Source organism: Streptomyces sp. NPDC012466, from assembly GCF_042955215.1.
In the GTDB taxonomy this organism is placed as follows: domain Bacteria; phylum Actinomycetota; class Actinomycetes; order Streptomycetales; family Streptomycetaceae; genus Streptomyces.
Map to the genome: position 1 here is coordinate 170,314 of NZ_JBIBEQ010000003.1, position 14,882 is coordinate 185,195.

The following is a 14,882-nucleotide window of genomic DNA, read 5'->3' on the forward strand; positions in this document are numbered from 1 at the left end:
CCCTTAGGCTCGACGTCATGAGTCTGCGTCTGAGCACTGTGATCCTCCCGTACCGCCGCTGGCACGAAGGCGGGCGCGCGGCCTGGACGCGCGCCGAGCAGCTCGGCTTCCACACCGCCTACACCTACGACCACCTGTCCTGGCGCACCTTCCGGGACGGCCCGTGGTTCGGCGCCCTGCCGACCCTCACGGCCGCCGCGAGCGTCACCGACCGGCTGCGGCTGGGCACCCTGGTGACTTCGCCGAACTTCCGGCACCCGGTGACCCTGGCCAAGGAACTGATCTCTCTCGACGACATCTCCCGCGGGCGGGTCACGCTGGGCATCGGCGCGGGCGGCTCCGGCTTCGACGCCACCGCGCTCGGCCAGGAGCCGTGGACCCCGCGCGAGCGCGCCGACCGCCTCTCCGAGTTCATCCCGCTGCTCGACCGGCTGCTCAGCGAGGACGCCGTGTCGTACGAGGGGGACTTCTACTCGGCCCACGAGGCGCGGAACATCCCCGGCTGTGTGCAGCGCCCCAGGCTGCCGTTCGCGGTGGCCGCGACCGGGCCGCGCGGGATGCGTCTCGCCGCGCGGTTCGGCCAGGCGTGGGTGACCACCGGCGACCCGAAGCTGTACGAGAACGGCACGCCTGAACAGTCGATTCAGGCCATTCGCGGGCAGGCGGAGAGGCTCGACGACATCTGCGCCGAGGTCGGCCGGGACATGACCGATCTCGACCGGGTCCTGCTCACCGGATTCACGCCGGACCGCGGCGGTCCCCTCCAGTCCCTGAACGCGTTCGTGGACTTCGCCGGGCGGCATGTGGAGCTGGGGTTCACGGAGATCGTGATCCACTGGCCGATTCCCGACTCGCAGTTCGCGGCGGACGAGAAGGTCTTCGAGCAGATCGCCATGGAGGCGCCCGCACAGTTGCGCTGAGCGTGCACGGAGGTGCCGAGGGGCCTCCGGCGAAGGCTCCGGCGAAGAAGTCCCAGGTGCCGGCTCCCACCGGACGTCCCCGGCAGGGGCCCTGGCGAGGGCGGTATCCACTCACCTGTGCGGCGCCCCGCACGCACGTGCAGGCATGTGCGGGACAATGGCCGGGTGACCTCAGCGACCCGACAGCCCGAGACCGCGGCCGAGACCCTCCCGCCGCGGCTGATCGCCACCGACCTCGACGGCACCCTGCTGCGCGACGACAAGTCGGTCTCCCCGCGTACGGTCGCCGCGCTCGCCGCAGCCGAGAAGGCGGGCATCGAGGTCTTCTTCGTCACAGGCCGCCCGGCCCGCTGGATGGACGTCGTCAGCGACCACGTGCACGGCCACGGCCTGGCGATCTGCGGCAACGGCGCCGCCGTGGTCGACCTGCACGGCGGCCCCGGCGCCCACCGGTTCGTGAAGGTGCGGGAACTGGCCCGGGAGAACGCCCTGGACGCCGTGCGGCTGTTGCGCGAGGCGGCGCCGGGCACGGTGTACGCGGTGGAGCAGACGTACGGCTTCTACCAGGAGCCGGCGTACCCGAAGCTGCACATGGAGATACCGGACAGCCTCGCCCCGGCCGAGGAGCTGCTGGGCCCGGACCACCGGGCCGCCGCCGAGCCGGTGCTGAAGATCCTCGCCTATCACCCCGAGATCGACCCCGACGCCTTCCTGACGCTGGCCCGCCTCGCCATCGGCGACCGCGCCAACGTCACCCGCTCCAGCCCCAGCGCCCTGCTGGAGATCAGCGGCCCGGGCGTGTCGAAGGCCAGCACCCTCGCCCTGTGCTGCGCGGAGCGCGGCATCTCGCACGAGCAGGTCGTCGCCTTCGGCGACATGCCCAACGACGTGGAGATGCTCACCTGGGCGGGCCGGTCCTACGCGATGGGCAACGCGCACCCGGACGTGATCGCCGCCGCCTCGGGCCGGACGGTCGCGAACAACGAGGACGGGGTGGCGGTCGTGATCGAGGAGTTGCTGGCGGAACTGCCGTAACCGCCGGGGGCCGGGGGTCTCAGAGGGACACCCCGCGCGCCGCCAGCCACGCCACCGGGTTCACCGCCGAGCCCGTCTCCGGTGTGACCCTGGCCTCGAAGTGCAGGTGCGGCCCGGTGGAGTTGCCCGTGGTGCCCGACTGGCCGATCCACTGGCCCGGGCTGACGTGCTCCCCCTGGTCGACCGCGACGGACGCCAGATGGGCGTACTGCGTGTAGTAACCGCCCGCGTGCTTGAGCACGACCTCGATGCCGAAGGCGCCACCGCAGGACACCTTCACGACCCGGCCCGCCCCCACGGCCCGCACCGGTGTGCCGATCGGCACCGCGAAGTCCTGCCCGGTGTGCCGGTTCGACCAGCGCGCGCCACCGCTGCCGTAGGAGGCGGAGAGTTCGTACGTCTCCACCGGCGCGACCCAGTCGCCGTCGCCGAAGCCCGTCTCCGGTTGATCCAACCGGACCGCTCCGCGGCACGCCCCGGCGGCGACCGCGGCGTCCGCCTGCCCCTGGAGCTGGGCACGGGCCGACTCCAGCTTCTGCTCGATGTCCGCCTTGAGACCGGCGAGTTGGGTGTTGCGCTTCTCCAGGGCCTGCCACTGGGCCGCGGCCTTGGCCTCGTCCGCCGCCAGCCGGGCCTCGGCCCGCCGGTTCTTGGAGATCGCGTTGTTCACGGCGAGATCCGCTTGGGCGAAGGCGTGCTGACCTCGCATCAGGCCGTCGGGGCTGCCGGCGAGGATCATGTGCGCCGCCACCGGCAGGCCACCGCTGCTGCGGTACTGGGCCCGGGCGATGCGGCCCAGATCCTCGTGCAGCGCGGCGATGTGCCGCCGCTGCGCGTCCAGGAGCGCCTCCGCCCGCTGGGCCTCGGCCCGCTGCTCCTCGGCCTCCTCGCGGCCGGCCTCGTACTGCTGCGTCGCCGCCGCGGCTTCCTCGTACAGCCGCGCCACCTCGGCGCTGAGGCCCGTGTCCGCGCCGGTCCCGGTGTTGCCGGGTTCCTCGGGCGTCGCCGCCGGCCGGGCAGCGAGCACGGCCAGCGCGCACAGCAGGACCGGAACGACCAGCGGATGACGGCGATATGAGCGCATGTCAGCGATCGTCGCCCAGTCCGGCCGACTCGGTCCTGTTCACGTCGTACGGCTGGGGGAACGGCTGCGCCGAACGGCCCAGTGCGGGCCGTTCCCGGCCGCTACCGCGCCCCCACCAGCGACTCCGCCGCCGCCTCCCGCTGCGCCATCCCCCGCAACGGCCCGTCCACGGCCACCAGCTCGGCGTACGGCCCGCGCTGCACCACCCGTCCCCGGTCGAGCACGATCACCTCGTCGACCGCTTCGAGGCCCGCCAGACGGTGCGTGATGAGCAGCGTCGTACGCCCCTCGGTGGCGGCCAGCAGATCGGCGGTGAGCGCGTCGGCGGTCGGCAGGTCGAGATGCTCGGCGGGCTCGTCGAGCACCAGGACGGGGAAGTCGGCGAGGAGTGCCCGGGCCAGCGCCAGCCGCTGTCGCTGCCCTCCGGACAGCCGTGCTCCGTGCTCGCCGACGAGCGTGTCGAGCCCGTCGGGCAGGCTGTCGGCCCAGTCCAGCAGCCGGGCCCGGCCCAGCGCGGCGCGCAGCCGGTCCTCGGTGGCGTCCTTCCTGGCGAGCAGCAGGTTCTCGCGCAGCGAGCTGTCGAAGAGGTGCGCGTCCTGCGCACACAGCCCGACGAGCCCCCGGACGTCGTCACTGTGCAGCGCGTACGCGTCCACGCCCGCCAGCGTGTACGAGCCCGCGTCCGGGTCGAGGAACCGGAGCAGGACCTGCGCCAGCGTCGTCTTGCCGGAGCCGGAGGGCCCGACCACGGCGATCCGGCGCCCCTTCTCGAGGGTCAGGTCGATCCCGGCGAGCGCGTCCAGCTCCTGCCCGGCGTGCCGGGCGGTCAGCCCCGCGACGACGAGCGGGAACGGTGCCGCGGGCGCCTGCCGCGGCCGCTCCGGCTCCCGCACCGGCTCCGGGGCGTCCAGCACCTCGTACACCCGTTCCGCGCTCCGGCGCACGCGCTGCCGGTACTGCACGGCGAGCGGCAGTCCGAGCACGGCCTCGAAGGCGGCGAGCGGGGTCAGGACGACGACGGCCATGGCCACCCCGTTCAGACGCCCGGCGGCGACCGCCTGCGCTCCGGCCAGGGCGGCGGCCGTGACGGTCAGGCCGGAGATCAGCGCGGTGAGACCGTCACCGAGGGCCGTGGCGGTGGCGGCGCGTGAGGCGATGCGGGTGAGCACCCCGTCGGCCTCGCGGGCCCGGGCGGTCCGCGCGGGCAGGGCACCGGCGACCGTCAGTTCCGCGGTACCGGTGAGCAGATCGGCCACCCGCGTCGCGAGCGCCCCGCGGGCGGCTGCCAGCCGGTGCTCGGCCCGCCGGGCCACCGCGCCGGTGATCAGCGGCACGCCGACCCCCGCCGCCAGGAGCCCGGCCGCGAGCACCGCCCCGGCCTCGGGCAGCAGCCATGCCGTGAAGCCGACGGACGCGGCCGACACGACGACGGCCGCCCCGGCCGGCAGCAGCCACCGCAGCCAGTAGTCCTGCAGCGCGTCCACGTCCGCGACCAGGCGGGAGAGCAGATCGCCGCGGCGGGCCCGGTGCAGTCCGGCCGGCGCCAGCCGCTCCAGCCTGCGGAACACAGCGACCCGGGTGTCCGCCAGCATCCGCAGCACGGCGTCGTGCGACACCAGCCGCTCGGCGTAGCGGAAGACGGCTCGCCCGATCCCGAACGCCCGCGTCGCCGTGACGGCCATCATCAGATACAGCACGGGCGGCTGTTGTGAGGCCCGCGAGATCAACCAGCCGGAGGTGGCCATGAGCCCCACGGCACTCCCCAGCGCGAGACTCCCGAGCAGCAGGGCGAGTCCGAGACGCCCGGGCCGGGCGCCGGACAGGGCGCGCACGCGGGCGAGGACCCCGCCCGAAGCCGGTGTCGCGACGGACCCGGCCGGGGTGGGCTGTTCGGCCTCGACGGACCGCGTTTCGGTTCCCCGGGCCGCGGTGGGCGCCCCGGGCAAGGCAATCGTGGTCTGGGGCTCCGCCAGCCGCACGACCCGGTCCGCGACCTCCAGCAGCGCCGGCCGGTGCACCACCAGCAGCACGGTCCGGCCGGCCGCGAGGCGCCGCACCGCCGCGACGACCTCGGCCTCGGTGGCCCCGTCCAGCGCCGCCGTCGGCTCGTCGAGCAGCAGCACGGGCCGGTCCGCGAGGAACGCCCGAGCCAGTGCGAGCCGCTGCCGCTGCCCCGCGGACAGCCCGGCGCCGTCCTCGCCGAGCACGGTGTCCACGCCCCCGGCCAGTGCGTCGACGAACTCCAGCGCCCCGGCGTCCCGCAGCGCCCGCCGCACGGCGTCGTCGTCGGCGTCGGGCCGCGCCAGGCGTACGTTCTCGGTGATCGTCCCGGCGTACAGATGCGGCCGCTGCGGCACCCACGCGATCCGGGAGCGCCATTGCTCCAGGTCGGCGTCGGTGAGGTCGGCTCCCCCGATCCGCACCCGCCCCTCGGCCGGTCGCACGAACCCCAGCAGGACGCTCAGCAGCGTGGACTTGCCCGCGCCGCTCGGACCGACCAGCGCGACCGTCTCCCCGGGCTCGACACTGAAGGACACGTTCGAGACGGCGTCCACCGACCGCCCCGGGTACCGGACGGTCACGCCCTCGAAGGACAGCGCCCCCTCCGGCACGGCCCCGGAGCCGGACGCCGGGACGGGCGTCTCCAGGACCTCGAAGATCTCCTCGGCCGCGGCGAGCCCCTCCGCCGCCGCGTGATACTGCGCCCCGACCTGCCGCAACGGCAGATACGCCTCGGGGGCGAGGATCAGGATGACCAGGCCGATGTACAGGTCCATCTCCCCGTGCACCAGCCGCATGCCGATCGTCACGGCGACCAGCGCCACCGAGATCGTCGCGAGCAGCTCCAGCGCGAACGAGGAGATGAAGGCGATCCGCAGCGTGCGCATGGTCGCCCGTCGGTACTCGCCGGTGATCCGCCGGATCGACTCGGCCTGCGCCTTGGCCCGCCCGAACACCTTGAGCGTCGGCAGCCCCGCGACCACGTCCAGGAAGTGCCCGGACAGCCGTGACAGCAGCCGCCACTGACGGTCCATCCGGGCCTGGGTGGCCCAGCCGATCAGCACCATGAAGACCGGGATGAGGGGCAGGGTGCCCACGATGATGGCCGCGGAGACCCAGTCCTCGGTGAGGATCCGCGCCAGCACCGCCACCGGCACGACCACCGCGAGACCCAACTGCGGCAGATACCGGGAGAAGTAGCCGTCGAGGGCGTCGACGCCCCGGGTGGCCAGGGCGACCAGCGAACCGGTCCGCTGCCCGCTCAGCCAGCCCGGACCGAGCTCAGCCGCACGCTCCAGCAGCCGGCCCCGCAGCTCGGACTTCACCGCCGCGCTCGCCCGGTGCGCGGCGAGCTCGGTGAGCCAGCCGATCAGCGCCCGGCCGACCGCGACGGCGGCCAACAGCAGCAGGGGAGTGCCGAGTTCGGACACCGGCATGCGGTGCTGGAACGCCCCGACCACCACTTCGGCGATGAGCATCGCCTGCGCGATGACCAGGCCCGCGCCCACCGCCCCCAGGGCGACGACCGCCACCAGGAAGCCCCGGGTGGCACGGGCGTACCGAAGCAGACGCGGATCGATTGGTTTCACGTGAAACACACCTCAGTGCACGGTCTCGGCGATGTGCTGCGTACCGATCCGCTTGCGGAACACCCAGTAGGTCCAGCCCTGGTAGAGCAGGACGATCGGGGTGGCGATCCCGGCACACCAGGTCATGATCTTCAGCGTGTACGGGCTGGACGAGGCGTTGGTGACCGTCAGGCTCCAGTCCGGGTTCAGCGTCGACGGCATGACGTTCGGGAACAGCGTCAGGAAGAGCATCGCCACCGTGGCCACGATGGTGAGCCCCGACAGGGCGAACGCCCAGCCCTCCCGCCCGGCCCGTGCCGCGATCAGGGCCACGAGCAGCGACGCCACGGCCGCGACCATCGCGACGAACGACGCACCGTCGCCCCGGTCGGCCTGCGTCCACAGCAGGAAGGCAAGCGCCAGCAGGGCGGTCACCAGCCCGACGCGCAGCGCCAGCTTCCGCGCCCGCTCCCGGATCTCCCCGACGGTCTTCAGCCCGACGAACACCGTCCCGTGGAACGTGAACAGCGCCAGCGTCACCAGACCGCCCAGCAGCGCGTAGGGGTTGAGCAGATCCAGGACGCCGCCGGCGTAGTTGAAGTCCTGGTCGATCTTCACGCCCCGCACGATGTTGCCGAAGGCCACACCCCACAGGAACGCGGGCAGCAACGAGGTCCAGAAGATGGCCGTCTCCCAGTTGCGCTGCCAGTTCTCCTCGGGCCGCTTCACGCGGTACTCGAAGGCCACACCGCGGACGATCAGGCAGACCAGGATGAGCAGCAGGGGCAGGTAGAAGCCGGAGAAGAGCGTGGCGTACCACTCGGGGAAGGCGGCGAAGGTCGCGCCGCCCGCCGAGAGCAGCCACACCTCGTTGCCGTCCCAGACGGGGCCGATGGTGTTGATCAGCACCCGCTTCTCGGGCCGGTCGCGGGCGAGCAGCTTCGTGAGCACGCCGACCCCGAAGTCGAAGCCCTCCAGGAAGAAGTAGCCGGTCCACAGGACGGCGATCAGGACGAACCAGACGTCGTGCAGTTCCATGACTGTGCAGCTCCCTCGGCCTAGTACGAGAAGGCCATCGGCTTGTCGGCGTCACGGGAGTCGCCGCCGATCTTCGTGGGCGGGTTGAGGTCGGCCTCGGTGAGCTCCGGGGGGCCTGCCTTGACGTACTTGACCAGCAGCTTGACCTCGACGACGGCGAGGATCGCGTACAGCGTGGTGAAGACGACCATCGAGGTGATGACCTCGGCCTGGGAGACACCGGGGGAGACCGCGTCACGCGTCTGGAACAGGCCGTAGACGACCCAGGGCTGACGGCCCATCTCGGTGAAGATCCAGCCCCAGGAGCTGGCGATCAGCGGGAAGCCCAGGGTGAGGATCGCGATGCGCCAGTACCACTTGGTGAGGGTCGGGCCGAGCGCCTTCTTCGGCAGCAGCACGAGATGCGGCACCTCGTCGTCGCCCACCCTCAGGTGCTGTGGCAGCAGGAACTTCTTGCGGGTCAGCCACAGGCCGACCAGGCCGATGGCGAACGACGTCATACCGAAGCCGATCATCCACCGGAAACCCCAGTAGGCGACGGGGATGTTGGGGCGGTAGTCGCCGGGCCCGTACTTCTCCTGCTCGGCCTTGTTGACGTCGTTGATGCCGGGCACGTACGAGGTGAAGTCGTCCTTCGCGAGGAAGGACAGCAGGCCGGGGATCTCGATGGCGACCTTGTTGTGGCCCTTGTCGACGTCGCCGATGGCGAAGACCGAGAAGGGGGCCGGCTTCTCGCCGTCCCACAGCGCCTCGGCCGCGGCCATCTTCATCGGCTGCTGCTGGTACATGATCTTGCCGAGCACGTCACCGCTGATCGCGGTGAGGAGACCTCCGATGACGACGGTGACGAGGCCCAGCCGCAACGACGTCTTCATCACCGGGACGTGCTGCTTGCGCACCAGGTGGAAGGCGGCGATGCCGACCATGAAGGCGCCGCCGGTCAGGAAGGCCGCGGTGAGCGTGTGGAAGACCTGGGCGAGCGCGGTGTTCTGGGTGAGCACCAGCCAGAAGTCGGTGAGCTCGGCCCGGCCCTTCTCCCCGTTGATCCGGTAGCCGACCGGGTGCTGCATCCAGGAGTTGGCCGCGAGGATGAAGTACGCCGAGAGGATGGTGCCGATCGAGACCATCCATATACAGGCCAGGTGGATCTTCTTGGGCAGCTTGTCCCAGCCGAAGATCCACAGGCCGATGAAGGTCGACTCGAAGAAGAAGGCGATCAGGGCCTCGAAGGCCAGCGGCGCACCGAAGACGTCACCGACGAAGCGCGAGTAGTCCGACCAGTTCATGCCGAACTGGAACTCCTGCACGATGCCGGTGACCACCCCCATCGCGATGTTGATCAGGAAAAGCTTGCCCCAGAACTTCGTCGCCTGGAGATACTTCTCCTTCTCCGTCCGCACCCAGGCCGTCTGCAGACCGGCCGTGAGCGCGGCCAGCGAGATCGTCAGGGGGACGAACAGAAAGTGGTAGACGGTGGTGATGCCGAACTGCCATCGCGCCAGGGTCTCCGGCGCCAGAGCCAGGTCCACGTCGCCGCTCCTTACCTACGCTTGTGAAAGCGTTCACATTCACAAGCCATTATGCAGCACGGGCTTTCGAGCGCTGGAGGGGGTCCCCTGTCTCCCCCGTCACAGCCAACCCCTTGGCCGGAACTTCAACATATTGTTGAATCTACGGCATGCAGACACCGACATCGCTACAGATACGGATCTCCTGGCCGGCGGGGCATCTCACCGCCACCCTCGACGACACCCCGACCGCCCAGGCCCTCGCCAAGGCACTGCCTCGCGTCTCCACCGCCCGCACCTGGGGCGAGGAGGTGTACTTCGACACGGGTCTGTCGGTTTCACGTGAAACAGGCGCCCGGGAAGTCGTCGAGCCGGGCACCGTCGCCTTCTGGACCGACGGTGACGCCCTCGCCCTCCCGTACGGCCCCACGCCGATCTCGCAGGGCGACGAGTGCCGCCTCGCAAGCCCGTGCAACGTCCTGGGCCGCCTCGACGGCGATCCCGGGCTGCTCGCGACCGTGCGGGACGGCGACCCCGTGCGTGTGGAAATCCTGGACGCCTGACCTGGCGCCGGGCCTTACAGGTCCTTACGGAACCCTTCCGCCACCTTCAGGAAGATGTCGTTCGCCTCGGCTTCCCCGACCGTCACCCGCACACCCTCGCCCGGGAACGGCCGGATGACCACACCCGCCTGCTCACACACCTCCGCGAACGGGACCGTGCGCTCCCCCAGCCGCAGCCATACGAAGTTGGCCTGGGTCTCGGGCACCGTCCAGCCCTGAGAGCGCAGTCCGTCGACCACGCGCGTGCGCTCACCCACCAGCGATCCGACCCGGCCGAACAGTGCGTCCTCGGCCCGCAGTGAGGCGATCGCCGCCTCCTGCGCGAGCTGGCTCACGCCGAACGGCACCGCCGTCTTGCGCAGCGCCGCAGCCACCGGCTCGTGCGCGATGGCGAACCCGACCCGCAGGCCGGCGAGGCCGTACGCCTTGGAGAAGGTCCGCAGGACACAGACGTTGGGCCGGTCCCGGTAGAGCTCGACGCCGTCCGGCACCTCGGGGTCGCGGATGAACTCGCGGTAGGCCTCGTCGAGAACCACCAGCACGTCACCAGGGACCCGGTCGAGGAAGCGCTCCAGCTCCGCCCGCCGCACCACCGTGCCGGTCGGGTTGTTGGGGTTGCAGACGAAAATCAGCCGCGTCCGGTCGGTGATCGCGGCGGCCATCGCGTCGAGGTCGTGCACATCCCCCGGCGTCAGCGGCACCTGGACCGACGTCGCGCCGCTGATCTGCGTGATGATCGGGTACGCCTCGAAGGACCTCCAGGCGTAGATCACCTCGTCACCCGGGCCGGAGGTGGCCTGGATCAGCTGCTGGGCGACACCGACCGAACCGGTGCCGGTGGCCAGGTGAGTGAGAGGCACACCGAACCGCTCGGACAGCTCGTTCATCAGCCCCGTGCAGGCCATGTCCGGGTAGCGGTTGAAGTTGCAGGCCGCGGCCGTCACGGACTCCATCACGCCGGGCAGCGGCGGATACGGGTTCTCGTTGGAGGACAGCTTGTAGGCCACCGGACCACCTGCCGCGGCGGGCTTGCCCGGCTTGTAGGTGGGGATTCCCTCCAGCTCGGCGCGCAGCTTGGGGCTCGTCTCGCTCACCGCAGTCCTCCTCGTGAAGACCGGCGGCCCATGACCGCCGCCGACATCCAATACTCCTCACCTTATGAGGATTCGGCGCCCCTGCGTATAGCCACGGCTGACTGGACGGTGCCGGCCTCCGCCGTCCCACCGGCATCAGGGGCATCGACGCACCAAGGCGTACGAATCCGGGGGCGCGCCGCACATATATCTACGCGCCGGTGGTGCACGCCGTGGCGCGCATCCCCCATGCAGGTGAGTTGAGACCTCTTCGCAACATCGGCCACTTGGCAGGCCCGTGTGCGCCACCACGTCACGTACTGCCATGGGAGCGCTCAACCCCCTTGGTTTCTAAAGCAATTGAGGTCAAATGATCATGCAGAAACGTGCCTGTCAACGCGTGCATATGCGTCCGCACTACCCCACCGCATGAGCCCTACTATCGGCTCGCCATGACAGCAGCAGGGAAGCACCAGGTGAGCCGCGCGGAAACCTCACGGCGAGGCAGTCGGCCGGGTCGGGCCGGTATCAGAGACGTGGCCGCCGCCGCCGGAGTCTCGATCACGACTGTCTCCGACGCCCTCAACGGCAAGGGGCGGCTCCCGGACGCCACCCGGCGCCATGTCCGGGAAGTCGCCGACCGGCTGGGCTACCGGCCCTCGGCCGCCGCCCGGACCCTCCGTACCGGCAAGTCGGGCCTCATCGGCCTGACCGTGACCACGTACGGGGATGAACCTTTCACCTTCACCGAGTTCGCGTACTTCGCCGAGATGGCACGGGCCGCCACCTCCGCCGCGCTCGCCCGCGGCTACGCCCTCGTCATCCTGCCCGCGACCTCCCGCCACGACGTGTGGTCGAACGTCGCCCTGGACGGCACGGTCGTCATCGACCCCTCCGACCAGGACCCGGTCGTCAGCGAGCTCGTGCGGCAGGGCCTGCCGGTCGTCTCCGACGGCCGCCCGGCCGGTTCGCTGCCGGTGACGGCCTGGGTGGACAACGATCACGAGGCCGCCGTCCTCGGCATCCTCGACCACCTGGCCGACGCCGGCGCCCGCCGCATCGGCCTGCTGACCGGCACGACGACGGACACCTACACCCACCTGTCGACCACCGCGTACCTGCGCTGGTGCGAGCGCGTCGGCCAGGACCCGGTGTACGAGGCCTACCCCGCACACGATCCGTGCGCGGGCGCCGTCGCCGCCGACCGGCTCCTCGCCCGGCCCGACCGGCCCGACGCGGTCTACGGGCTGTTCGACCCGAACGGCACCGACCTGCTCGCCGCCGCCCGCCGTTACGGCCTGCGCGTTCCCGAGGATCTGCTGCTGGTCTGCTGCAGCGAGTCCACGGTGTACGCCAACACGGAACCGCCCATCACCACGCTCTCCCTGAAGCCGCGCCGCATCGGCACGGCGGTGGTGCAGCTCCTCATCGACGCCATCGAGGGAGTGGAATCGGACCATCCGGTGGAGCAGGTGATACCGACGGAGCTGATCGTGCGCACCTCGTCCCAGCGACGCCCGCCGCGCACGACGGTCAGCCCGCCGCGCTCACCCGAGGAGACCTAGGTCTCGCGGGCGGACGCCTCGCAGCAGGCGTCCGGCAGAGGACCTCTCCCCCAACGGGCAAAGGGAAGGTCGTCCTCCTGGGGAGAAACAGGGCCGGTCCCCCGGAGAGAAGGGATCGTTCTCGCGAAGAGAAGAAGAGCGAGGACGGTCACACGGTGGTCAAAGCCCGGCTCAATCGGGGCGAAAGCCGCGGTGAACTGGACTCTTGCTCTGATTCACCACCCCTGGGTCATCACATGGCGCGATCCGCATTCCTATGATGGGCCCACGACATCCGCGGGCCGCTACGACCAGGCAGTCCGATGCGGTGCAATGCGGCGCGATGGTGGAGGGGTCGATGACTCAGGGGGCCGGTCAGGGACCCGAGGTGGAGCGGACGGCGACGTTGCGCGACTTCCGGGTGCCCGCGTACGTCCACGAGACCGGTCCGTACGTCCACGGCGTCCACCCCGGGGAGGTCGCCCCGCCGCCCGAGGAGACCTACCCCGAGGGATACACGCCGACTCAGCGCGACCTTCCCGTCATCAACCGGGGTGACACTGTCCAGGTGACCGTGGACCCCGAGACCGCCGCCGCCCCGCAGGCCCACACCGGGCAGGGCCCGCTGTACGTCGTGGGTGACGTGCACGGCTACCTCGACCAGCTGGTGTCGGCCCTCCAGGAGAAGGGCCTGCTCGACGCCGCCGGCAACTGGTGCGCGGGCACCGCCCGGCTGTGGTTCCTCGGTGACTTCACCGACCGCGGCCCGGACGGCATCGGCGTCATCGACCTGGTCATGCGGCTGTCCGCCGAGGCCGCCGCGGCCGGCGGCTACTGCAAGGCGCTCATGGGCAACCACGAGCTGCTGCTGCTGGGCGCGAAGCGGTTCGGCGACACGCCAGTCAACTCCGGCGCGGGCACCGCCACCTTCCAGGCGGCCTGGCTGCTCAACGGCGGCCAGAAGACCGACATGGACCGCCTCCAGGACCACCACCTGCAGTGGATGTCCCGTCTGGACGCCGTCGAGGAGGTCGACGGCCACCTGCTCGTCCACTCCGACACCACCGCCTACCTCGACTACGGCCGCTCCATCGAAGAGGTCAACGACACCGTCCGCGAGACGATCACCCGCAACGACGCGGACGAGGTCTGGGACCTGTTCCGCAAGTTCACCAAGCGCTTCTCCTTCCGCGACGAGGGCGGCGCGGACGCCGTGCGCCGCCTGCTCGATACGTACGGGGGCACCCGGATCGTTCACGGCCACAGCCCGATCCCGTACCTGCTGGGTGAGGTCGGTGCCGAGGACGACGAGGACAACAGTGACCCGGTCATCGAGGGACCGCACGTCTACGCCGACGGACTCGCCATCGCGATGGACGGCGGCGTGACCATGGCCGGAAAGCTGCTGGTCCAGCAACTGCCGCTGGAGGCGTGAACGTTCACCGGGCAGGCACCCCCGGTCGGAGGACCGGGCCGGTGAGGGGCCAATTTCGGTAAACCCCCTGTCACCGCATACCGTCACCGCTCTACCATCGGCTTATCCGTAGCAGGCTCCCCTCCGTTTCTGCCCGACGGCTCGTCAGCATGCCGAGCCCCAAGCCCTACGGAGCATCGGGGGATGCACATGAACAGCGTTCCGCAGCACCTGCTGAGCGAGGACCGCCAGGAATACGAGCGGATCCTCGATGAGGCGCTGCGCTCCGCACCACACCGTCCCGACCTGGCCGCTGTCGGACAGCGGCTCAACCCCGAACAGCTGCGCACCATGGCGCTGAACGCCACCGCGCTCATCACGGCCGCCGCGTCGGCCGAATACCAGCACTACGTCAAGGTGCGCGACGAACTGCGTCAACCGGCGTCGTCCGCTTCGCCGGCCGTGCACGAGTCCGGTTCCTCCGAGCCGGGCGCGGGCGCCTCGGGGCTCGCCGCCAGCATGGGAGTCGCCGACGCCGCCGGCGCGGGCGCCGTCGCCGTCGTCGCCGTCCTCGCACCCGTCCTGGCCGGTACCGCTGCGGCGATCTTCCTGCTCGTCGGCTACATCCTGCAGATGCTCGACCCCGAGCAGGGGTTCGCCCGGACCATGCTCACCACGGGCTGGGTGTTCGGCGCCGTGACCGCGGTCGCGATCCTCGTCGCCGCGGTGGGACTGCTGCTCACCGCCCTGCGCAACAAGCCCACGGCCGAAAGCGGGCCGTACGGCGCATTGCAGGGGGAGGTGGCCCAGGCCAGGGCGGCCTGGCACGAGGCGCTGCTGGAACGCGGGATCCTGCCCTTCCTGCGCGAAGCACTCGTCGACCCCGGCGCGACCGCCGCACTGCACCCCACGCCCTCGTCCACCCCGGTCAGTCGCATGCCGCACCTCGGCTACGACCGCCCGGGGTTCACCAGCCCGGACGACGGCGACCGCGGTTCGCGCCCCAGCTTCAGCAGTCCGGACTACACCAGCCCGGACTTCGGAGGCCCGGAGCACCAGCCGGAGTAGCCGTCGGATCCCGTCCGAGCAGGCGCCTCCCACAGGCCGGGGGACCATCGGCCCCCGGGCCTGTGC

At 71.1% G+C, this 14,882-nt stretch carries 11 protein-coding genes; 6 read left to right on the forward strand and 5 right to left on the reverse strand.

Going from position 1 to position 14,882, the window contains the following annotated elements:
- The first annotated feature begins 17 nt into the window (after window positions 1-17).
- Window positions 18-920 carry an LLM class flavin-dependent oxidoreductase gene (locus ACFY9E_RS13160; RefSeq protein WP_390982433.1) on the forward strand — a complete coding sequence of 301 codons (903 nt, stop codon included), beginning with the start codon at window positions 18-20 and terminating at the stop codon, window positions 918-920.
- 165 nt (window positions 921-1,085) lie between these two features.
- Complete coding sequence (locus ACFY9E_RS13165; protein WP_390982435.1) at window positions 1,086-1,955, forward strand: Cof-type HAD-IIB family hydrolase; 870 nt, start codon at window positions 1,086-1,088, stop codon at window positions 1,953-1,955.
- A gap of 19 nt (window positions 1,956-1,974) precedes the next feature.
- On the opposite strand, the gene ACFY9E_RS13170 is transcribed toward ACFY9E_RS13165, so the two are convergent.
- From ACFY9E_RS13170 to ACFY9E_RS13185, 4 genes are all read right to left on the reverse strand, one after another.
- Window positions 1,975-3,039, reverse strand: coding sequence for a peptidoglycan DD-metalloendopeptidase family protein (locus tag ACFY9E_RS13170; RefSeq protein WP_390982438.1), 1,065 nt, complete (start codon window positions 3,037-3,039; stop codon window positions 1,975-1,977).
- 101 nt (window positions 3,040-3,140) lie between these two features.
- Window positions 3,141-6,629 (reverse strand): thiol reductant ABC exporter subunit CydD, encoded by a 3,489-nt coding sequence (gene cydD / locus ACFY9E_RS13175; protein ID WP_390982441.1) that lies wholly within the window; start codon window positions 6,627-6,629, stop codon window positions 3,141-3,143.
- Between the two features lie 12 nt (window positions 6,630-6,641).
- Complete coding sequence (cydB, locus tag ACFY9E_RS13180; RefSeq protein ID WP_390982444.1) at window positions 6,642-7,646, reverse strand: cytochrome d ubiquinol oxidase subunit II; 1,005 nt, start codon at window positions 7,644-7,646, stop codon at window positions 6,642-6,644.
- Window positions 7,647-7,666: 20 nt separating this feature from the next.
- Window positions 7,667-9,175: a cytochrome ubiquinol oxidase subunit I gene (locus ACFY9E_RS13185; RefSeq protein ID WP_390982447.1), complete on the reverse strand. Its 1,509-nt coding sequence runs from the start codon at window positions 9,173-9,175 to the stop codon at window positions 7,667-7,669.
- A gap of 149 nt (window positions 9,176-9,324) precedes the next feature.
- Here ACFY9E_RS13185 and ACFY9E_RS13190 point away from each other — a divergent pair, with 149 nt between their 5' ends.
- A complete protein-coding gene (locus tag ACFY9E_RS13190) occupies window positions 9,325-9,717 on the forward strand; it encodes a cyclophilin-like fold protein (RefSeq protein WP_390982450.1) in 393 nt (130 codons plus the stop codon).
- 14 nt (window positions 9,718-9,731) lie between these two features.
- On the opposite strand, the gene hisC is transcribed toward ACFY9E_RS13190, so the two are convergent.
- A complete protein-coding gene (hisC, locus tag ACFY9E_RS13195) occupies window positions 9,732-10,811 on the reverse strand; it encodes a histidinol-phosphate transaminase (RefSeq protein WP_390982453.1) in 1,080 nt (359 codons plus the stop codon).
- A gap of 431 nt (window positions 10,812-11,242) precedes the next feature.
- On the opposite strand from hisC, the gene ACFY9E_RS13200 reads away from it, so the two are divergent.
- The 3 genes from ACFY9E_RS13200 to ACFY9E_RS13210 all read left to right on the forward strand — a co-directional run bounded on the left by ACFY9E_RS13200 (window position 11,243) and on the right by ACFY9E_RS13210 (window position 14,816).
- Window positions 11,243-12,355, forward strand: a complete 1,113-nt coding sequence (locus ACFY9E_RS13200) for a substrate-binding domain-containing protein (RefSeq protein WP_390982456.1) — start codon at window positions 11,243-11,245, stop codon at window positions 12,353-12,355.
- Between the two features lie 322 nt (window positions 12,356-12,677).
- Window positions 12,678-13,769, forward strand: coding sequence for a metallophosphoesterase (locus tag ACFY9E_RS13205; RefSeq protein ID WP_390982459.1), 1,092 nt, complete (start codon window positions 12,678-12,680; stop codon window positions 13,767-13,769).
- 183 nt (window positions 13,770-13,952) lie between these two features.
- Window positions 13,953-14,816: a hypothetical protein gene (locus ACFY9E_RS13210; protein ID WP_390982461.1), complete on the forward strand. Its 864-nt coding sequence runs from the start codon at window positions 13,953-13,955 to the stop codon at window positions 14,814-14,816.
- The last annotated feature ends 66 nt before the right edge of the window (window positions 14,817-14,882 follow it).

Bases quoted from the DNA above. Each gene is read 5' to 3' on its own strand.
- ACFY9E_RS13170 (WP_390982438.1), bottom strand. From the start codon at position 3,039: ATGCGCTCATATCGCCGTCATCCGCTGGTCGTTCCGGTCCTGCTGTGC.
- ACFY9E_RS13190 (WP_390982450.1), top strand. From the start codon at position 9,325: ATGCAGACACCGACATCGCTACAGATACGGATCTCCTGGCCGGCGGGG.
- ACFY9E_RS13200 (WP_390982456.1), top strand. From the start codon at position 11,243: ATGACAGCAGCAGGGAAGCACCAGGTGAGCCGCGCGGAAACCTCACGG.
- ACFY9E_RS13160 (WP_390982433.1), top strand. From the start codon at position 18: ATGAGTCTGCGTCTGAGCACTGTGATCCTCCCGTACCGCCGCTGGCAC.
- ACFY9E_RS13210 (WP_390982461.1), top strand. From the start codon at position 13,953: ATGCACATGAACAGCGTTCCGCAGCACCTGCTGAGCGAGGACCGCCAG.
- cydB (WP_390982444.1), bottom strand. From the start codon at position 7,646: ATGGAACTGCACGACGTCTGGTTCGTCCTGATCGCCGTCCTGTGGACC.
- ACFY9E_RS13205 (WP_390982459.1), top strand. From the start codon at position 12,678: ATGGTGGAGGGGTCGATGACTCAGGGGGCCGGTCAGGGACCCGAGGTG.